This is a genomic window from Pseudomonas sp. F9001, from assembly GCF_013385435.1.
GTDB lineage: Bacteria > Pseudomonadota > Gammaproteobacteria > Pseudomonadales > Pseudomonadaceae > Aquipseudomonas.
The window spans coordinates 163,857-183,886 of the sequence record NZ_JACAPX010000014.1 but is presented as its reverse complement, the minus strand read 5'-3'; the positions used below and the strand labels follow the sequence as shown (position 1 = coordinate 183,886).

17 protein-coding genes are annotated in these 20,030 nt (G+C 62.4%); 9 read left to right on the top strand and 8 right to left on the bottom strand.

Annotation, left to right across the window (positions count from 1 at the left end):
- Both HX818_RS16415 and HX818_RS16410 read left to right on the top strand, forming a co-directional pair.
- The gene (locus HX818_RS16415) at positions 1-1,239 is read left to right on the top strand and encodes a transporter associated domain-containing protein (protein ID WP_177020418.1); all 1,239 of its coding nucleotides are present in this window, start codon (positions 1-3) and stop codon (positions 1,237-1,239) included.
- A gap of 221 nt (positions 1,240-1,460) precedes the next feature.
- Positions 1,461-2,771 (top strand): MFS transporter, encoded by a 1,311-nt coding sequence (locus HX818_RS16410; protein WP_003209595.1) that lies wholly within the window; start codon positions 1,461-1,463, stop codon positions 2,769-2,771.
- Between the two features lie 126 nt (positions 2,772-2,897).
- Here HX818_RS16410 and purT read toward each other — a convergent pair whose 3' ends face one another.
- The 5 genes from purT to HX818_RS16385 all read right to left on the bottom strand — a co-directional run bounded on the left by purT (position 2,898) and on the right by HX818_RS16385 (position 6,199).
- Positions 2,898-4,079, bottom strand: a complete 1,182-nt coding sequence (gene purT, locus HX818_RS16405) for a formate-dependent phosphoribosylglycinamide formyltransferase (RefSeq protein ID WP_026078133.1) — start codon at positions 4,077-4,079, stop codon at positions 2,898-2,900.
- Between the two features lie 69 nt (positions 4,080-4,148).
- Entirely contained in the window at positions 4,149-4,616 is a 468-nt protein-coding gene (locus HX818_RS16400) for a hypothetical protein (protein ID WP_003209599.1), read from the bottom strand.
- A 204-nt stretch (positions 4,617-4,820) separates the two neighbouring features.
- Positions 4,821-5,036 (bottom strand): DUF1289 domain-containing protein, encoded by a 216-nt coding sequence (locus HX818_RS16395; RefSeq protein WP_008438244.1) that lies wholly within the window; start codon positions 5,034-5,036, stop codon positions 4,821-4,823.
- The gene (locus HX818_RS16390; RefSeq protein ID WP_008438249.1) at positions 5,033-5,557 is read right to left on the bottom strand and encodes a gamma carbonic anhydrase family protein; all 525 of its coding nucleotides are present in this window, start codon (positions 5,555-5,557) and stop codon (positions 5,033-5,035) included. Before HX818_RS16390 ends, HX818_RS16395 begins: the two co-directional genes overlap by 4 nt.
- Positions 5,558-5,596: 39 nt before the next feature.
- Positions 5,597-6,199 carry a CoA pyrophosphatase gene (locus HX818_RS16385; RefSeq protein WP_003209605.1) on the bottom strand — a complete coding sequence of 201 codons (603 nt, stop codon included), beginning with the start codon at positions 6,197-6,199 and terminating at the stop codon, positions 5,597-5,599.
- Positions 6,200-6,345: 146 nt separating this feature from the next.
- On the opposite strand from HX818_RS16385, the gene HX818_RS16380 reads away from it, so the two are divergent.
- From HX818_RS16380 to nagE, 7 genes are all read left to right on the top strand, one after another.
- Positions 6,346-6,894: an NUDIX hydrolase gene (locus HX818_RS16380; protein WP_003209606.1), complete on the top strand. Its 549-nt coding sequence runs from the start codon at positions 6,346-6,348 to the stop codon at positions 6,892-6,894.
- Between the two features lie 42 nt (positions 6,895-6,936).
- Positions 6,937-7,440 carry a murein L,D-transpeptidase family protein gene (locus tag HX818_RS16375; protein ID WP_003209608.1) on the top strand — a complete coding sequence of 168 codons (504 nt, stop codon included), beginning with the start codon at positions 6,937-6,939 and terminating at the stop codon, positions 7,438-7,440.
- Positions 7,441-7,703: 263 nt separating this feature from the next.
- On the top strand, positions 7,704-8,462 hold the full coding sequence (locus HX818_RS16370) for a GntR family transcriptional regulator (RefSeq protein ID WP_003209609.1): 759 nt from the start codon (positions 7,704-7,706) through the stop codon (positions 8,460-8,462).
- 10 nt (positions 8,463-8,472) lie between these two features.
- Positions 8,473-9,579: an N-acetylglucosamine-6-phosphate deacetylase gene (gene nagA, locus HX818_RS16365; RefSeq protein ID WP_087695120.1), complete on the top strand. Its 1,107-nt coding sequence runs from the start codon at positions 8,473-8,475 to the stop codon at positions 9,577-9,579.
- Positions 9,560-10,582 carry an SIS domain-containing protein gene (locus tag HX818_RS16360; RefSeq protein WP_177020417.1) on the top strand — a complete coding sequence of 341 codons (1,023 nt, stop codon included), beginning with the start codon at positions 9,560-9,562 and terminating at the stop codon, positions 10,580-10,582. Before nagA ends, HX818_RS16360 begins: the two co-directional genes overlap by 20 nt.
- 36 nt (positions 10,583-10,618) lie before the next feature.
- The gene (gene ptsP / locus HX818_RS16355) at positions 10,619-13,126 is read left to right on the top strand and encodes a phosphoenolpyruvate--protein phosphotransferase (protein WP_177020416.1); all 2,508 of its coding nucleotides are present in this window, start codon (positions 10,619-10,621) and stop codon (positions 13,124-13,126) included.
- A 74-nt stretch (positions 13,127-13,200) separates the two neighbouring features.
- Positions 13,201-14,859 carry an N-acetylglucosamine-specific PTS transporter subunit IIBC gene (gene nagE, locus HX818_RS16350; protein WP_218166742.1) on the top strand — a complete coding sequence of 553 codons (1,659 nt, stop codon included), beginning with the start codon at positions 13,201-13,203 and terminating at the stop codon, positions 14,857-14,859.
- Positions 14,860-14,986: 127 nt separating this feature from the next.
- On the opposite strand, the gene HX818_RS16345 is transcribed toward nagE, so the two are convergent.
- The 3 genes from HX818_RS16345 to purL form a co-directional block, all read right to left on the bottom strand.
- Complete coding sequence (locus HX818_RS16345) at positions 14,987-15,280, bottom strand: DUF6124 family protein (protein WP_177020415.1); 294 nt, start codon at positions 15,278-15,280, stop codon at positions 14,987-14,989.
- A gap of 295 nt (positions 15,281-15,575) precedes the next feature.
- Entirely contained in the window at positions 15,576-15,887 is a 312-nt protein-coding gene (locus tag HX818_RS16340; RefSeq protein ID WP_087695123.1) for an NGG1p interacting factor NIF3, read from the bottom strand.
- A 4-nt stretch (positions 15,888-15,891) separates the two neighbouring features.
- Positions 15,892-19,788: a phosphoribosylformylglycinamidine synthase gene (gene purL, locus HX818_RS16335; protein WP_177020414.1), complete on the bottom strand. Its 3,897-nt coding sequence runs from the start codon at positions 19,786-19,788 to the stop codon at positions 15,892-15,894.
- Positions 19,789-20,030: the final 242 nt, after the last annotated feature.

The window sequence follows — 20,030 nt, the reverse complement described above, 5'->3', positions numbered from 1 at the left end:
ATGGACAACTTGCCCTTGGGGCCGATGCTTGCGGTAGTAGCCTTGCTGGTTTTATGGTCGGCGCTGTTTACCGCCATCGAAGCCGCCCAGCAACATTTGCTGGCCCTGCGCCCCGGCACCCGCCAGGGTGACAAAGCCGCCGCCCGCCTGAACTTCCCGCGCAACAGCCTGATCCTCTGCAACACCCTGTGCCGCGCCGTGGTGGTGATTCTCTGCACCCTGCTGGCGATCTACGCCTGGGCGCAAAACGGCCCGTGGCTCGGCTGGGTGATCTCCAGCGCGGTGCTGCTGGTGCTGGCCGACTACCTGCCGCGCGCCTTGGCCACTCGCCACCCGCAAACCATCCTCGGCTTTGGCAACACCCTGCTGAGCGTGCCGCTGAAAATCCTTTCCCCGCTGGCCTGGCTGCTCAACGGAATCAGCCTGTTGCTGCTGCGCCCGTTCACCCGCAAGCCGGGTGTGGTCAAGAAAAGCGATGAGCCGCAGCCGGATCAGGACGACGAGCCGGAAGCCGAAATCCCCAACACCCGTGCACCGGGCATGCCAGGCATTCATGCCCTGGACAACATCACCGTGAATGACATCCTGGTGCCCCGCAGCGAAGTGGACGGCATCAACCTGGATGACCCGGTAGAGGAAATCATCGAGCAACTGCGGGTTTCCACGCGCACCCGGCTGCCGGTGTTTCACAGCGACATCAACCAGGTCGAAGCGGTGCTCAACACCCGGCAGATCCGCCACCTGCTGCCGGACGCCAGCCTGACCAAGGAAGCCCTGCTGGCCGCCTGCCACGAGCCCTACTTCGTCCCGGAAAGTACACCGCTGCAACTGCAATTGCTGAACTTCCACAAGCAACAGCGCCGCCTGGGCATGGTGGTGGATGAATACGGCGAAGTGCTGGGCATCGTGACCCTGGAAGATATTCTTGAAGAAATCGTCGGTGAGTTCGAAAGCGAGCACCACCTCGACAACCCGCACATCCAGCCGCAACTGGATGGCCGCTACGTGATCGACGGCGCCGCCTCGATCCGTGACTTGAACAAAACCCTCGGCTGGCACCTGCCCAGCGACGGCCCCAAGACCCTCAACGGCCTGGTGACCGAAGCACTGGAGACCATTCCGGATTGCGCCGTGTGCCTGAAAATCGGCCGCTATCGCCTGGAAATCCTCGAGACCGAGGACAACCGCGTCGCCAAGGTGCTGATCTGGCACACCAGCACGGTGCCGGTCGCCGCTTAAGCCCCTTGTTGGATCCGCAAACCCCTTCCTATAATCGGGCGGCTTACCCAAGCCCCGCCCGACCGCGTGCTACCCGCACTGAGCGCGTCCAGGCAGCGTTTTACCGTGTCTGACCGGTGTTTGCTCCCATCCCGAGCCGCCCCGCGCACAACCCTGATCCATGGGTGTTCGACCAATAATAATCCGCGTCCAAACGCGCAATGACCGTCAGGGATACCTCAATGAGCACCACCTATAACGAGACGGCGACCGCCGCCCCGACCAACTCGACGGCCCGGGTCGCCACCGCGAGCATCATCGGCACCGCCATCGAGTTCTACGACTTCTATATCTACGCAACTGCCGCCGCGCTGGTGATCGGCCCGGTGTTCTTCCCGCAAACCTCCGGCACGGCGCAGATGCTCGCCTCGTTCCTGACCTTCGGTATCGCGTTTATCGCGCGGCCACTGGGCTCGGCGCTGTTCGGCCACTTTGGTGACCGGATTGGCCGCAAGTCGACACTGGTGGCTTCCCTGCTGCTGATGGGCGTGTGCACCACGCTGATCGGCTTGCTGCCCGGATATGACAGCATCGGCGCCTGGGCACCGATCCTGCTCTGCGTACTGCGCTTCGGCCAGGGCCTCGGGCTTGGCGGCGAATGGGGCGGCGCGGCGTTGCTGGCCACCGAGAACGCCCCGAAGGGCAAACGCGCCTGGTTTGGCATGTTCCCGCAGCTGGGCCCGTCGATTGGCTTTCTGGCAGCCAACGGGCTGTTCCTGATCCTGGCCATGAGCCTGAGCGACGAACAGTTCCGCAGCTGGGGCTGGCGCATTCCGTTCATTCTCAGCGCGGCGCTGGTGATGGTGGGCCTGTACGCGCGGCTCAAACTGCATGAAACGCCAGTATTCGCGAACGCCGTGGCCAAGGAAGCGCCGGTGAAGGTGCCGCTGGTGGAACTGTTCAGCCAGCATTGGCTGCCGGTCCTGCTGGGTGCGGCCTCGATGGTGGTGTGTTATGCGCTGTTCTATATCACCACCGCGTTTTCCCTGAGCTACGGCGTGTCTACGCTGGGTTACAGCCGTGAAACGTTCCTGGGTTTGCTGTGCTTCGCGGTGCTGTTCATGGGCGCGGCGACGCCGCTGGCGGCGTGGGCAAGCGACCGTTACGGGCGTAAGCCGGTGCTGATTGTGGGGGCGATTCTAACCATCCTCTCCGGCTTCACCATGGAACCGTTGCTGACCCACGGTTCAACCTGGGCCGTGGCACTGTTCCTGGCGCTGGAGCTGTTCCTGATGGGCGTGACGTTTGCCCCGATGGGCGCGATGTTGCCGGAACTGTTCCCGACCCGCGTGCGTTATACCGGTGCTTCGGCGGCGTATAACCTGGGTGGGATCGTGGGTGCGTCGGCGGCACCGTTCTTCGCGACCAAGCTGGTGGCGATGGGCGGTTTGAGTTATGTCGGCGGGTATGTGTCGGCGGCAGCGGTGATCAGCTTGATTGCTGTGTTGTGCCTGAAAGAGACGCGCAATAACGATTTGAACAAGGTCGCCTAATGATGATCATTCCCACGCTCTGCGTGGGAATGCATCCGGTGACGCTCTGCGTCACGCCCTTAAGAGCGGACGCGGAGCGTCCAGCGCGGCATTCCCACGCGGAGCGTGGGAACGATCGGCGGGGGGTTACAGCTCGACAACAACCGCTTTCGAAGCACGGGTCGCTTTAGCCCGCGCTGCCTCAATCGACTCATCCCGCGCCAACGCCACGCCCATACGGCGCTGGCCATTCACTTCCGGCTTGCCGAACAGACGCAACGCCGTATCCGGCTCGCTCAAGGCTGCACCCAGGTTGGCAAACGCCGTCTGGGTCGACTTGCCTTCCACCAGGATCACCGCCGAAGCCGAAGGCCCGAACTGACGGATCAACGGGATCGGCAGGCCGAGAATTGCCCGCGCATGCAGGGCGAACTGCGACAAGTCCTGGGAAATCAGGGTCACCAGGCCAGTGTCATGGGGGCGCGGCGACACTTCGCTGAACCACACCTGATCGCCTTTGATAAACAGCTCGACGCCAAACAGACCACGACCACCCAATGCTTCGGTTACCGCCTTGGCAACGCGCTCGGATTCCGCCAGTGCAATCGGGCTCATGGCCTGTGGCTGCCAGGACTCCTGGTAATCGCCCTTCTCCTGACGGTGACCGACAGGTGCGCAGAAGGTAGTGCCGCCAATGTGGCGCACGGTCAGCAGGGTGATTTCGTAGTCGAAGTCGATAAAGCCTTCGATGATCACGCGACCCTTGCCGGCACGCCCGCCCTCCTGGGCGTAATCCCAGGCTTTCTGCACGTCATCGGCGCTGCGCAGCAAGCTCTGGCCCTTGCCCGACGAACTCATCACCGGCTTGACCACACACGGGAAGCCCAGGTCGGTGACGGCCTTGCTGTAGTCCTCGAAGGTGTCGGCGAAGTGGTACGGCGAGGTCGGCAGGTCCAGCTCTTCGGCGGCCAGGCGACGGATGCCTTCGCGGTTCATGGTCAGCAAGGTCGCGCGGGCGGTCGGGATCACGTTGAAGCCTTCGGCTTCCAGCTCAACCAGGGTCGCGGTGGCGATCGCTTCAATTTCCGGCACGATGAAGTGCGGCTTTTCGGCTTCGATCACGGCACGCAGGGCGGCGCCATCGAGCATGTTGATCACGTGGCTACGGTGGGCAACCTGCATGGCCGGTGCGTTGGCGTAGCGATCCACGGCAATCACTTCAACGCCCAGGCGTTGCAGTTCGATTACCACTTCCTTGCCCAGCTCACCGCAGCCACACAGCATTACGCGGGTCGCGGTTGGCGACAATGGAGTTCCGATTCGGGTCATCTCAGGTCCTCAGGGGAGCGGATCGTGGGGAGAAAGGCCGGCATTTTACATGAACTGTAAGGATTGGCTTCAGTTGGCGACGCGCTGCCGGCGCAAACGCCAGGCCATGGCCAGCCACACCACGGTAACGCCGGCGAATTTCGACACCAGGGCAGTGCCGGCGACCGCGGGCGTCAAGGCGCCGATCAGGCCGAAAAAGATGAAGGTATCGAGGGGGATACTCAGCGCCGAACTTATCCACAGGCGGTCGTGGAGTGGGCGCTTGGTGATGCTGAACACCAGCCAGTCAATGCATTCGGACACCGCGAACGCCGTGGCGCTGGCCAGGGCGATGGACGGATCGGAGGTGATATAGGACAGCACCAGCGCCGCCAGCATGGCGATGATCGCGCCATGGCCGAAACGGGTTTGCACCATGTCCCGCAGGACAAATACCAGGCCGCCCCAGGCAGACCAGATGACATCCAGGTGCGGAGCGGTAGAAAAGGCGAAGTTGATCAGCACGACGCTGCTGATGTAGGCAATCAGGAAGAACATGGGGCGAGGGACCTGTGAACAAGGGGCACAGGGTACTTCACAACCCATCAATGTGGCGAGGGAGCTTGCTCCCGCTGGGGCGCGAAGCGGCCCCGGAAAGGGCGATAGCGGTGTACCTGAAGTAATCCTGTCGTCTGATTTGGGGCTGCTTCGCAGCCCAGCGGGAGCAAGCTCCCTCGCCACATTAAGTACAGCCCCTAGCGATCAGGCGCCGGATTTACCGGGAATCATCCACACCAGCCCACTCGCCTTCGCCCGCTCATGGCACAACCCCAGCACTACCCGGCGCTCGGTATTGTCCATGCGACTCCAGCGGGTGATTTCATCCACCGTCCGCTGGCATCCCGTGCAGATATCATCGTCATCCAGCGCACAAATGCTCACGCACGGCGAGGCGACGGGTCGTTCTACCGGGTTCATTCTTCCTGCTCAACCAGGTCACGGGCATACCGCTGGGCGTTATGTACATAGTGCGCAGCGCTGGCCTCGAGCATTTTCTTCTGCACGTCGGTCAGCTCCCGCACCACCTTGCCCGGCGAGCCCATCACCAACGAACCATCGGGAATTTCCTTGCCCTCGCCGATCAGCGAATTGGCGCCGATGATGCAGTGCTTGCCGATCTTCGCCCCGTTAAGAATCACCGCATTGATGCCAATCAGGCTGTAATCGTCGACGGTGCAGCCATGCAACATGGCGTTATGGCCGATGGTCACGCCGGTGCCGAGGGTCAGCGGGTAACCCATGTCGGTGTGCATCACGCTGCCGTCCTGCACGTTGCTGTTCTTGCCGATCAGGATCAGCTCGTTGTCGCCGCGCAACACCGCGTTGAACCAGACGTTGGCGCCCTCCTCCAGCTTGACCTTGCCCACCAGCGTGGCATTGGGGGCCACCCAGCTGTTGGGATGGGTTTCGACTCGGGCGTCGCCCAGGCGGTATTTCATAGGTGGATCCTCACGGCAGGTACGATGGCCATCTGGCTCTTAGGTATTGATGAAGCTTTTCGGCGGTCGATGCAGGCTGATGTCGGCATCGTCATAGAGCAGATTGATCAGCTCGACAATCATGATCGCCGTCAGCCCCCAGATCTTGTATTCGCCAAACCGATAACTGGGCACATACCAACTGCGGCCCTGGTAATCGATACGGTGAGTGTGTTCGCGGGGATCCTGGCGAAAAAACTCCAGGGGCACGCTGAAAACAGCGGCGATCTCGGCGTCATTGGCCAGGTATTCGACGTAATCGGGGATAACGCCTACATAAGGCGTGACACGGATACCGTGCAGGGAAATCAGCGGGCTCAACGGGCCGATGACTTCCACCAGGCCCGGCGGCAGGCCGATCTCTTCTTCGGCTTCGCGCAGCGCGGTGAAGATCAGGTCCGGGTCTTCCGGGTCGCGGCGCCCGCCAGGGAATGCCACTTCGCCGCCATGGGTGGATAACCCGCTGGCGCGCAAGGTCAGGATCAGCTCGGGTTCGTCACTGCGGGTGATCGGCACCAGTACCGCCGCCTCCGGGAAACGACCGTCGGTCTCCAGCGTGTGGGGCGTATGATTGCTTACCCGGCGAAGTAGCTCGTCCAGCATGAGTCATCTCGGTCTGTTGGCTACCTTGCATCATGCACCAAACCTTGCGCACGCCCAACCCCAAAACCCTGGCCATGTCGCTAAACGACAACTTGCAGCCCATACCCGGTCACGCCAAGATAGGCGCACTCTCCAGGAACCCCAGCATGAACTTCTGCAGCCAGTGCGGTAAACCGGTCACCCAGCGCATTCCCGAAGGCGACGCACGCTTGCGTTATGTCTGCGATCACTGTCAGACCATTCACTACCAGAACCCCAATATCGTCGCGGGCACCGTACCGGTGTGGGGCGACCAGGTGCTGCTGTGCCGGCGCGCCATCGAGCCGCGCCTGGGTTTCTGGACCTTGCCCGCCGGCTTCATGGAGAACGGCGAGACCGTCGAGCAGGCCGCCATGCGCGAAACCCTGGAAGAAGCCTGCGCCCGGGTGCGCAACCTGAGCATCTACACCCTGATCGACGTGCCGCACATCAGCCAGGTGCACATCTTCTACCGGGCCGAACTGATCGACCTGGATTTTGCCGCCGGCCCGGAAAGCCTTGAAGTGCGCTTATTCGATGAAGCCGACATCCCTTGGTCCGAGCTGGCTTTCCGCACGGTCGGGCGTACCTTAGAATGCTTTTTTGCTGACCGTCGGCAACAGTCGTATCCGGTGCGCAGCGAATCGGTGCCGCCGCTGACCCAGTTGGCCAAATAACAATCCAGGCGGCACGTAGTCTTTTCAGGGGATACCGTTTCAATGCGTTGGTTGCTTGCTCTGATCTGCCTGTCGTTTGCCACGCTGTCGCCAGCCTCCACCCAAGTGATCCTGGGGGGCAAACCCGTCGAGAAAATCCTGGTGCTCAAGTCTGCCCATCAGTTGCAACTGATCAATGACGGCAAGCCCCTCAGGACCTACCGCATTTCCCTGGGCAAGAACCCCAAGGGCACCAAGCTGATGGAAGGCGACCGCCGCACCCCGGAAGGTTTCTACTGGATCGACTGGCGCAAGACCAGCGACCGCTTCAACCTGGCCATGCACATCTCCTACCCCAATATCAGCGATTCCGCGCGCGCCCGCCGCGAAGGGGTCAAGCCCGGCAGCATGATCATGATCCACGGCACCCCCGACGCCGAGGACTACCCCGAAGAGCTGTTCCACACCCTGGACTGGACCGACGGCTGCATCGGCATGCGCAATGTCGACATGCGCGAAGTCTGGAACCTGGTGAAAGACGGCACGATGATCGAGATTCGTCCGTAATTTCCTGCCCCTCGTAAAATAATTCAAAAAAAATTCCCGCCCCATGGGTGGCCTGCCGGTGAATACCAGTTCACCTCGGCAAGCTGCGCGCTTCTGCCTGAAATAAAGACCTCTCTAATACCACTTGAACTGGCGCACTATTAAGGCGCCCGCAAACGCTCGCCTGCACCGTTTTCGCTGCATTGACATGGTATTTAAGTGGTATTAGCTTGCGATCACTACCGGGCGACAACACTCCAATAACCGCATCGGAAACCGACACGATGAACCCCATCCTGGCCCTGCGCCCCGACGATAAACAATCGACGCCGCTGTACCTGCAACTGGCCCGCAACCTCGAAGCCGCGATTCATGCCGGCCAGTGGAAATCCGAGCAGGCATTGCCGTCGGAACGTGCCCTCAGCGAGCAACTGAGCATTTCCCGGGTGACCGCCCGCAAGGCGCTGGAAGTGCTGTTCGAACAAGGTCTGATCCGTCGCAGCCAAGGCTCCGGAACCTTCATCACGCCACGCCTGGAACAACCGCTGTCGCGCCTCTCGGGCTTCAGCGAAATGCTCCGGCTCAAGGGCTTTGTGCCGACTTCCCAGTGGCTCGAGCGCGACATCACCCCGCCGACCCATGAAGAATTGATTCGCCTGGGCCTGTCACCCAGCGACAAAGTCGCGCGGCTCAAGCGTTTGCGTAAGGCCGACGACACGGTGATGGCGATTGAAATGACCGCCATGCCCGCCTCCGTCCTCCCTCACCCGCAGGCCATCGGCAACTCGCTCTACGAATACCTGGAAAGCATCGGCAAGCCCATCGTCCGCGCCCTGCAACACATCCAGGCGATCAACGCCTCGGACGAGTTCGCAGCCCTGGTGGGCATCGCCCCTGGCACCGCCATGCTGCTGATGACCCGGGTGGGCTACACCGCCGACAACACCCCGATTGAAATCACCGACACCTACTGCCGCAACGACTACTACGACTTCGTCGCAGAACTGCGCCGCCACGACTATTCCGCTGAACTGCGAATTTAGAGAACTGCCCATGTCCGAAGACAATATCCTCACGCCACACGGCTGGATTCGCGGCCGCCTGGTGCACCAGCACGGCAAGGTCACTGCCGTAGAAGGCAGCCCGTGCAACCCGGCTGACAACGACCTGCCGTACCTGCTGCCAGGCTTTATCGACCTGCACGTGCACGGCGGTGGCGGCAAAGACATCATGGAAGGCACCGACGCCTTCCACACCATCACCCGCACCCACGTGCGGTTTGGCACCACCTCGCTGCTGGCCACCACCATGACCGCGCCAGTGGATGAGATTTCCCGCGTGCTCGGCGAAATCGGCACCTATTGCGAAAGCCGCCCGACCGGCACCGCTCGCGTCCTGGGCGTGCACCTGGAAGGCCCCTACATCAATCCGGGAAAACTCGGCGCACAACCGAACTTCGCCCACACCGCCTTGATGGCCGAAGTCGAAGAATACCTGCGCCTGGCGCCGATCCGGGTGATCACCATTGCTCCGGAAATCGCCGGCCATGACGGCCTGATCCGCGCCCTCAGCGAACGTGGCGTGCGCATGCAGATCGGCCACACCCTGGGCAGCTATGAAGAAGGTGTCGCCGCCCTCGCCGCCGGGGCCACCAGCTTTACCCACTTGTACAACGCCATGAGCCCGCTGCATCACCGCGAGCCCGGCATCGTCGGCGCGGCCCTGGCCCACGCCAAATACGCCGAGTTGATTCCCGACCTGCTGCACGTGCACCCCGGTGCCATGCGCGTGGCGCTGCGCTCGATCCCGTGCCTGTACTGCGTCACCGATTCCACCGCCGCCGCCGGCATGCCCGACGGCGAATACAAGCTGGGCAGCCACACCGTGACCAAGTGCCTGGGCGGCGTCCGCCTGGCCGATGGAACGCTGGCCGGCAGCACCCTGACCATGGACCAGGCGTTGCGCAACCTGGTGAAGATCGGCCTGCCGATCAGCGAAGCCTCACAACGCCTGTCGCAATTTCCTGCGGACTACCTGGGCCTCGAAGAACGCGGTCGCCTGCAACCCGGCAGCTTTGCCGACTGCGTGCGCCTGGACCGCTCCCTGCACCTCACCGACGTAATGGTCGAAGGAGAAACCATTGACTTCAAAAATGCTTGAAGAGGCCCTGGCCTCCTGCGAGGCCGTCGAGGCTCAACTGCAACGCCTGGACCCGCTGCTGGTGGAAGTCGCCGGCCGCCTGCGTCGCCAGCCACCGCAAGTGGCGATGACCATCGCCCGTGGCAGCTCGGACCACGCCGCCAGTTACTTCGCCTACCTGACCATGCAACATCTGGGGATTCCGGTGGCGTCGCTGCCGATGTCGGTGGTGACCATGCTGCAATCGCCGCTCAAGGTCAGCGGGCAAGTGGCGTTCGGTTTCTCCCAGTCGGGACAGAGCCCGGACCTGGTCAACAGCCTGCGCCTGTTGCGCAAGCGCGGCGCCTTGAGCATCTCGATGGTCAACGCCGAAGACTCGCCACTGGAAGCCGCCTGCGAATTCCATGTGCCGCTGTGCGCCGGGCCGGAACGCAGCGTCGCCGCCACCAAAAGCTTTATCGCGACCCTGAGCGCCAGCGCCCAGCTGATCGGCCACTGGAATCAGGAAGACGAGTTGCTGCAAGCCTGTAAGGCACTGCCCGAAGGTTTGCGTGAAGCCGCCAGGCAAGACTGGAGCCTGGCCATCGAAGCCCTGCGCGGCTGCCAGCAACTGATGGTGATCGGCCGTGGCGCCGGTTTTGCCATTGCCCAGGAAGCCGCGCTCAAGCTCAAGGAAACCTCGGCGATCCAGGCCGAAGCCTTCAGCAGCGCCGAAGTGCGCCATGGCCCGATGGCCCTGATCGATGACAACTACCCGCTGCTGGTCTTCGCCCCACGCGGCGCCGAACAAGCCGGCCTGCTGAGCCTGGCCGCCGATATGCGCCAGCGCGGTGCCCGCGTGCTGCTGGCCGCCCCCGATGACATCGCCGAGCGCGACCTGACCCTGAGCCGCGCCGAACACCCGGCCCTGGACCCGATCCTGGCGATCCAGAGTTTCTACGTGATGGCCGCCGGTTTGGCAGAGGCCCGGGGCATGGACCCGGACCAACCGCGTCACTTGAGCAAAGTGACCCGCACCCACTGAGTTGATTGCAGCGTTTTCCTGATGAGTACCGTGCCCATGTCCCACAATAATAAAGACCTCACCCTCAGCGCTCCCCTCAGTGGGCCGGTGCTGACCCTGGGCGACGTTCCCGACGAAGTGTTCGCCAGTGGCGCCATGGGCGACGGCATTGCCATCGACCCGCTCAACGATTGCCTGCACGCGCCGTGTGATGGCGTGATCATCCACGTCGCCCGCACCGGGCATGCGCTGACCATTCGCGCCGATAATGGCGCTGAATTGCTGATGCACGTGGGCATCGACACGGTGGAATTGAATGGCGAAGGCTTTGCGCTGCTGGTCAAGCAAGGTGCGCGGGTCAGCAAGGGCCAGGCACTGGTGCAGTTTGACCTGGACCTGATTGCGCGCCAGTGCAAAAGCCTGGTCAGCCTGATCATCCTGACCAACAGCGAGCTGTTTGAGCTACGGCCGATCACCTTGAAAACAGTGAAGGTCGGCGAGCCGCTGCTGCATGTGGTTGCACGGTTGGCCGGTGCAGCGAAAGTGATTGATGAGTCGGTCACCGAAGCCAGCGCGACTATTCGCATCACCCATCGTGGCGGCCTGCATGCGCGCCCCGCTGCCTTGATCCGCAAGACCGCACAGGCATTCAGCAGCCAGTCGCAGCTGCATTTCGCCGGCAAGTCGGCTTCGTGCGACAGCCTGATCGGCTTGATGGGCCTGGGGATTGGTGAGCAGGACGAGGTGCAGGTCACCTGTCGTGGCAAGGATTGTGAAGCCGCGCTGCAAGCACTGATCGCTGCGCTGTCGGTGGAAGTTGGCGAAGCGCATCACGCTCCAGTGGCCGTCGCCCCACGCCGCGCGAATACCGAAGCCGGAGTACTGCAAGGCGTGTGTGCCGCGCCGGGGTTGGTCTGCGGCCCGTTGTTCCGCCTGAACGGAATCGAGCTGCCGGTGGACCCGGGCAACAACGCCCCGGATGAACAGCTGCAGCACCTGGACAGTGCCCTGGAACAGGTGCGTAGCGAAATCCGCCACACCCTGGACCAGGCCCGTCAGCGCAAGGATGTGGAGGAAGAAGAGATCTTCGCCGCCCACCTGGCCCTGCTGGAAGACCCTACGTTGCTGGAGGCCGCCACCGCCGCCATCGAACAGGGCAGCGCCGCCACTCACGCCTGGCGTGATGCGATCCAGGCCCAATGCGCGGTGCTGCTGGCACTGGGTAAACCGTTGTTCGCCGAACGCGCCAACGACCTGCGCGACTTGCAGCAACGCGTGCTGCGGGCGTTGCTGGGCGAGGCCTGGAATTTTGATTTGCCGGCCGGCGCTATCGTCTCGGCCCATGAGCTGACCCCATCGGATCTGCTGCAACTGAGCAATCAACACGCCGCCGGTATCTGCATGGCCGAAGGCGGCGCGACGTCTCATGTGGCGATTCTGGCGCGGGGTAAAGGCTTGCCGTGCGTGGTTGCACTGGGCACTGAATTGCTAGATGTGCCCCAAGGCCAGCGCGTGGTGCTGGATGCCGCCAACGGCCGCCTGGAGCTGACGCCGGATGATGCGCGCCACGCTCAGGTTCACCAGTTGCGCGATGCACAGAAACTGCGGCGCCAACAGCAGCACGCGCAGGCTCAAGGCACCGCCAGCACTCAGGATGGCGTGCGTATTGAAGTGGCCGCGAATGTCGCCTCCAGCGTCGAAGCCCAACTGGCCTTCGAGAATGGCGCCGATGGCGTCGGCCTGCTGCGCACAGAATTTCTGTTCGTCGACCGCCGCACTGCGCCCGATGAACAGGAGCAGCGCCAGGCCTACCAAGCCGTGCTAGATGCCATGGGCGACAAATCAGTGATCATCCGCACCATCGACGTCGGCGGCGACAAGCAACTCGACTACCTGCCGCTGCCGTTCGAGACCAACCCGGTGCTGGGCCTGCGGGGCATTCGCATGGCGCAAGTGCGTCCGGAGGTGCTGGACCAGCAACTGCGTGCCCTTCTCCAGGTCAGCCCGCTGGAACGCTGCCGCATCCTGCTGCCAATGGTCAGCGAAGTCGACGAACTGCTGCACATTCGCCAGCGCCTCGATGAACTGTGCGCCGAGCTGGAACTGACCCAACGCCCGGAACTGGGGGTGATGATCGAAGTGCCCGCGGCGGCGCTGATGGCCGAACAACTGGCCGAGCACGCGGACTTTCTGTCCATCGGCACCAATGACCTGTCCCAGTACACCCTCGCCATGGACCGCGACCACGCCGGCCTCGCCGCCCGGGTCGATGCCATGCACCCGGCGCTGCTGCGGCTGATCGCCCAGACGTGCATCGGCGCAGCCAAGCATGGGCGCTGGGTCGGTGTGTGCGGGGCGCTGGCGTCCGACCCGCTGGCCACGCCGGTGCTGATCGGTCTGGGCATCAGCGAGCTGTCCGTCAGCCCGCCGCAAATCGGAGAAATCAAGGACCGTGTCCGTCACCTGGACGCAGCCCAATGCCGGCAACTGAGCCAAAACCTGCTTAACCTGAGCAGCGCCAAGGCCGTTCGCCAAGCCTGTCAACACCACTGGCCGCTGAGCTGAAAACAACAAGAATAGGGAGACACGCCGTGTACCAATATTTTATCGAAGGGCTGCAACGCCTGGGCCGTGCACTGATGCTGCCGATCGCGATTTTGCCGATCGCCGGCCTCCTGCTGCGACTGGGCGACACTGACCTGCTGAACATCGCGGTGATGCACGACGCCGGGCAGGCGATCTTCGCCAACCTGGCGCTGATCTTTGCCATCGGCATTGCCGTGGGTTTTGCCCGCGACAACAACGGCACGGCGGGCCTGGCGGGTGCCATTGGCTACCTGGTGATGGTCTCCACCCTCAAGGTGATGGACGCCAGCATCAACATGGGCATGCTCGCGGGGATCGCCAGCGGCTTGATGGCCGGTGCCCTTTATAACCGCTTCAAGGACATCAAGCTGCCGGAGTACCTCGCATTCTTTGGTGGGCGACGGTTTGTGCCGATTGTCACTGGGTTCTCCGCAGTGGCGCTGGGGGTGATCTTTGGTTTGATCTGGCCACCCGTGCAGCAAGGCATCAACAGCTTCGGCGTGCTGCTGATGGAAAGCGGCAGCTTTGGCGCGTTCGTGTTTGGCGTGTTCAACCGCCTGCTGATCGTCACCGGCTTGCACCATATCCTCAACAACATGGCGTGGTTTGTGTTCGGCACCTTCACCGACCCGACGACCGGCGCGGTAGTGACCGGCGACCTGACTCGCTATTTTGCCGGCGACCCGAAAGGTGGGCAGTTCATGACCGGCATGTTCCCGGTAATGCTGTTCGGCCTGCCGGCGGCGTGCCTGGCGATGTACCGCAATGCACTGCCGGAGCGGCGCAAGATCATGGGCGGGATTTTCCTGTCGATGGCGTTGACCTCGTTCCTGACCGGGGTCACCGAGCCGATCGAATTCGCCTTCATGTTCCTCGCGCCGTTCCTGTACCTGGTGCATGCGCTGCTGACCGGGTTGTCGATGGCGATCACCAACATGCTCAACATTCACCTGGGCTTTACCTTCTCCGGTGGGTTTATCGACATGGTGCTGGGCTGGGGTAAATCCACCAACGGCTGGTTGGTATTCCCGGTTGGGCTGGCGTATGCGGTGATCTACTACAGCGTGTTCAACTACTGCATCCGTCGCTTCAATTTGAAGACGCCGGGGCGTGAGGATATTCAGGTCGCGCAGGCCGAGGCCATGACCGATAACCAACGGGCCGGGGCTTACATTCGGGCGCTGGGTGGTGCAGAGAATCTGCTGAGTGTGGGTGCTTGCACGACGCGTCTGCGGCTGGACATGGTGGATCGCAACAAGGCGGTAGATGCCGAGTTGAAGGCGCTGGGTGCGATGGCCGTGGTTCGACCGGGTAATGGCGGGAGTTTGCAGGTGGTGGTCGGGCCGATGGCGGACAGCATTGCCGATGAGATTCGGTTGGCGATGCCTTCGTATGTTGCGGCGCCTGCGGTGGTGGTAGCGCCTGTTGAGAAGAGCACACCGGTGAATGTGCATGAGGCCGAGAAATGGCTGAGTGCGCTGGGCGGTCGGGCCAATGTATTGCAACTGGATGCGGTGGCGATGACGCGGCTGCGAGTGGAGCTGGGGGATGGTTCGGTGTTGTCGGAATCCCAACTGACTGCGCTAGGTTGCCAGGGGGTTAGCCAGCTTGAGAGTGGGGTTTGGCACTTGCTGATTGGTGACAAGGCTTCGGGGTTGGGTGAGGCGTTGGAGCGGTTGGTCAGTGGCCGTGAGGTTGGGGTAAAAGCCTGAATCTTTGCTGAGCATCAGGGCCTCTTCGCGAGCAAGCCCGCTCCCACATTTTGATCGGTGCCCGTCATGGCAACGCGGTCAAATGTGGGAGCGGGCTTGCTCGCGAATGGCCCTCACAGGCGCCGAATTACTCAGGCTCAGGCACCTCATACAAGTCCAGCATCCGATCCACCATCATTTGAATCCCCTCCAGCATCCGACAAATCCCCAGCGCCACATCACGGTGGGAACCGTCGACTTCAAACGCCAGATGAACCGTCAGCGCCTGCACTGAGGCAAGGTCCTGAGAGGCGTTGGCCAGCAGGGTTTCGCTATCCAGATTAGGTACAAGGGTGAATAACTGATCGGCAGGTTGACTCGTCGCCTGACGGGCTGCAGCTTGAAGCGAGGCTATGGAAGATGAAGTGTTTTCGTTGACCATCGTGAAGCTCCGAGAAGAATACGCTCCTAGTGATGTTTACGAGCTTGCAGTCCCGGTCACTGAATTGGCAGCGACTGGCGAAGGTTAGAGAGGCAGGTTCCGAGGGACAACCTGAAAGACTTGTCAGAAAAATCCGAGTCGCTCCGACAAGCCAGCTCCCACATTTGATCGTCACCAGGCATGGCAACGCGGTCCAATGTGGGAGCCGGGCTTGCCCGCGATGAGGCCCTACAGGCAACAAAAAACCCGCTGACCAAACTGGTCCAGCGGGTTTCTTGTTTTCACAACCAGCGAATCAAAAATCCGCCAACTGCCACACCTCATACGCCGGTGTCTCATACGGATGGCTAAGCTTCAACGCAGCCACCACAGCCACGATCAACTCATCCGCCACCACCAGCTCAACCTTCCACTCTTCAACCACTTCAACCTGCCCCACCTGCCCGATAAACGGCTGGCTGCCGTCCATCGCGCGGAATTGGCCCTGGCCCAGTACCTGCCAGGCGCAGCTGTCGTAGTTGCCGATGCGCCCGCCGCCGGCTGCGAAGACGGCGGTTTTCACCGTCTCCACGTGGCTGTCGGGCACAAAGAAGCTGAGCTTGTACACCGCCTTAGTTCACCCAGACGCGAGCGTTACGGAACATGCGCATCCACGCGCCGTCTTCGTTCCACTCTTCCGGGCGCCACGAGTTCTGCACGGCGCGGAACACACGCTCCGGGTGCGGCATCATGATGGTGACGCGACCGTCGCGGCTGGTCAGCCCGGTGATCCCGCGCGGCGAGCCGTTCGGGTTGGCCGGGTAGCCTTCGGTGACCTTGCCGTGGTTGTCGACGAAACGCAGGGCCACGGTACCGGACAGGTCGGCTTCCAGCAGTGCTTCTTCGCTGGCGAACTCGGCATGGCCTTCACCGTGGGCGATGGCGATTGGCATGCGCGAACCGGCCATGCCCTGCAGGAAGATCGAGTTGGATTCCTGTACCTGGACCATCGCAACCCGCGCTTCGAACTGCTCGGATCGGTTACGCACAAAGTGCGGCCAGAACTCGCTGCCCGGGATCAGTTCGCTGAGGTTGGACATCATCTGGCAACCGTTGCACACACCCAGGGTGAAGCTGTCATTACGCTCGAAGAAGCCCTGGAACGCGTCACGGGCACGGCTGTTGAACAGGGCCGACTTGGCCCAGCCTTCACCGGCACCCAGTACGTCGCCGTAGGAGAAACCACCGCAGGCAACCAGACCTTTGAACTCATTGAGGTCGACGCGACCGGCGAGGATGTCGCTCATGTGCACGTCGATCGCATTGAAGCCGGCACGGTCGAACGCTGCCGCCATTTCCACCTGGCCGTTGACGCCCTGCTCACGCAGGACGGCCACTTGTGGACGGATGCCTTTCTTGATGTAAGGCGCGGCGATGTCCTGGTTGACGTCGAAGCTGAGCTTGGTGCTCAGGCCCGGGTTGTCTTCTTCCAGGATCACGTCGAATTCCTGCTCGGCGCAATCGGCGTTGTCGCGCAGGCGCTGGATCTGGTAGCTGGTCTCGGCCCACTGGCGTTGCAGCAGGCGACGCTGGCCTTCAAACACGGTTTCGCCGTTGAAGACGATGTTGATTTCACCGTTGTTGATCGGCTGGCCAATCACGGCCACGCAGTCGCCCAGGCCAGCGGCGCTGAACTGTGCGAGTACGTCCGGGGTTGCGTCCTGGCGAACCTGGATAACGGCGCCCAGCTCTTCGTTGAACAGGATTGCTGCGATGTCAGCGGAAGTTTCTGCCAGGCCATCGAGGTTCAGGCTCAGGCCGCAGTGACCGGCGAAGGCCATTTCCACGGCGCTGGTCAGCAAACCACCGTCGGAACGGTCGTGGTAAGCCAGCAGGTGGCCGTCGGCGTTCAGGCCCTGGATCACGGCGAAGAAGGCTTTCAGGTCTTCGGCGTCGTCGACGTCCGGGGCCTGCTTGCCGAGCTTGCCGTGCACCTGGGCAAGGATCGAGGCGCCCATGCGGTTCTGACCGCGACCGAGGTCGATCAGGATCAGGTCGGTGGTGCCCTTGTCCATGCGCAGTTGCGGGGTCAGGGTCTGGCGAATGTCGGTGACTGGCGCAAAGCCGGTAACGATCAGCGACAGCGGCGAGGTGACGCTCTTGTCCACGCCTTCATCGTTCCAGCGGGTGGCCATGGACATGGAGTCCTTGCCCACCGGAATGGTGATGCCCAGCTCAGGGCACAGCTCCATGCCGACCGCTTTCACGGTGTCGTACAGGCGCGCATCTTCACCCGGGTGACCGGCAGCGGACATCCAGTTGGCCGACAGCTTGATGTCGGAGATCTTGGCAATACGCGAAGCCGCGATGTTGGTCAGGGTTTCGCCGATGGCCATGCGGCCCGACGCCGGGGCGTCCAGCAGCGCCAGCGGAGTACGCTCGCCCATGGCCATGGCTTCACCGGTGTACACGTCGAAGCTGGTGGCGGTGACGGCAACGTCAGCCACCGGGACCTGCCACGGGCCGACCATTTGATCACGGGCAACCAGACCAGTGATGGTGCGGTCGCCGATGGTGATCAGGAAGCTTTTGCTGGCAACGGCCGGGTGGTGCAGGACGCGCTCCACGCAGTCGGCGATGGCCAGGGTCGATGGATCGAAATCGTCGCCCAGTTCGTTTTCACGCACGGCCGAACGGTGCATGCGCGGGGCTTTGCCCAGCAGCACTTCCAGCGGCATGTCCACCGGGCTGTTGCCGAAGTGGCTGTCGGTGACCGTCAGTTGCGGCTCGGCAGTGGCTTCGCCGACTACCGCAAACGGGCAGCGCTCGCGCTCGCAAATCGCCTGGAAGCGTTCGAAGTCTGCAGGACCTACCGCCAACACGTAGCGTTCCTGGGATTCGTTGCTCCAGATTTCGTGCGGGGCCATGCCCGGCTCGTCGTTTGGAATGTTGCGCAGTTCGAAACGGCCGCCACGGTCGCCATCGTTGACCAGTTCCGGGAAGGCGTTGGACAAGCCACCTGCGCCGACGTCGTGGATGAAGCTGATGGGGTTCTTGTCACCCAGTTGCCAGCAACGGTCGATGACTTCCTGGCAACGGCGTTCCATCTCAGGGTTTTCACGCTGTACGGAAGCGAAGTCCAGGTCGGCCGAGCTGGTGCCGGTGGCCATGGAGGAAGCGGCGCCGCCACCCAGGCCGATCAGCATCGCCGGGCCACCGAGGACGATCAGCTTGGAGCCGACCAGAATCTCGCCTTTCTGTACGTGTTCGGCGCGGATGTTGCCCATGCCGCCGGCCAACATGATTGGCTTGTGGTAACCGCGCACTTCATCGCCACGGGGGGTGGTGATGGATTGCTCGAAAGTACGGAAGTAACCGGTCAGGGCCGGACGCCCGAATTCGTTGTTGAACGCGGCGCCGCCCAGCGGGCCTTCGATCATGATGTCCAGCGCGGTGACGATGCGCTCAGGCTTGCCGTACGGCACTTCCCACGGCTGTTCGAAGCCCGGGATCTGCAGGTTGGACACGGTGAAGCCGGTGAGGCCAGCCTTTGGCTTGGCGCCACGACCGGTTGCACCTTCGTCGCGAATCTCGCCGCCGGAACCGGTGGCTGCGCCCGGGAACGGGGCAATCGCGGTCGGGTGGTTGTGAGTCTCGACTTTCATCAGGATGTGCACCGGCTCCTGCACCGCGCCGTATTGGCGGGTTTCAGGGTCCGGGAAGAAACGGCCGGCGACAGAGCCGACGATGACCGAGGCGTTGTCCTTATAAGCCGACAGAACGCCTTCGCTGTGCATCACGTAGGTGTTCTTGATCATGCCGAACAGGCTTTTTTCCTGGCTCTGGCCGTCGATGTCCCAACTGGCGTTGAAGATCTTGTGACGGCAGTGCTCGGAGTTCGCCTGGGCGAACATCATCAGTTCGATGTCGTGGGGGTTGCGCTTCAGGCCGATGAAGGCGTTGACCAGGTAGTCAATTTCGTCTTCGGCCAGGGCCAGGCCCAGCTCGGTGTTGGCGCTTTCCAGGGCGGCACGGCCACCACCGAGCACGTCAATCGCGGTCAGCGGCTTGGGCTCGGCGTGGCTGAACAGACCGGCGGCCTGTTCCAGCTGGCTGACGATGATCTGGGTCATGCGGTCGTGCAGGCTGCTGGCGATCAGCTCGGCCTCGGCCTCGCTGAACTGGCCTGCTACATAGAAGGCAATCCCGCGTTCCAGGCGCTGGATTTTGTCCAGGCCGCAGTTGCGGGCGATGTCGCTGGCCTTGCTCGACCAGGGCGAGATGGTGCCGAACCGTGGCAGGACCAGGAACAAGCGGCCGTTAGGCTCTTGGACAGGAACGCTGGGACCGTACTTCAGAAGGCGCGCCAGCACTTGCTGTTCGTCGGCGGTCAAAACGCCAGTAACGTCGGCGAAGTGAGCAAATTCAGCATACAAGCCACTGACAGAAGGTACCTTCTGGCTCAGTTGCTCAAGGAGTTTGCTGTGGCGAAAGGCAGAAAGGGCAGGAGCGCCGCGCAGGATCAACATCTTCGGGACAGCCTCGGGAAGGGGGTGTGCTTTGAGGCCGTGCATTCTAGCGTAAACCGTCGCCAACGGCACCCGAAACGGCACCAGTGGCCGCAGCCGGACGTCAGTTGGCATAAATCGCACGATATCATATGGCCATACAGGCTATTCCGGGCAGTTATTTTAACCGTCACAATCGGCTGCCAAGCCCCGTTTCTGCGGGCTGCAGCCAAGGTTTACGGGCGCTAGCAGACAAGTGCCCC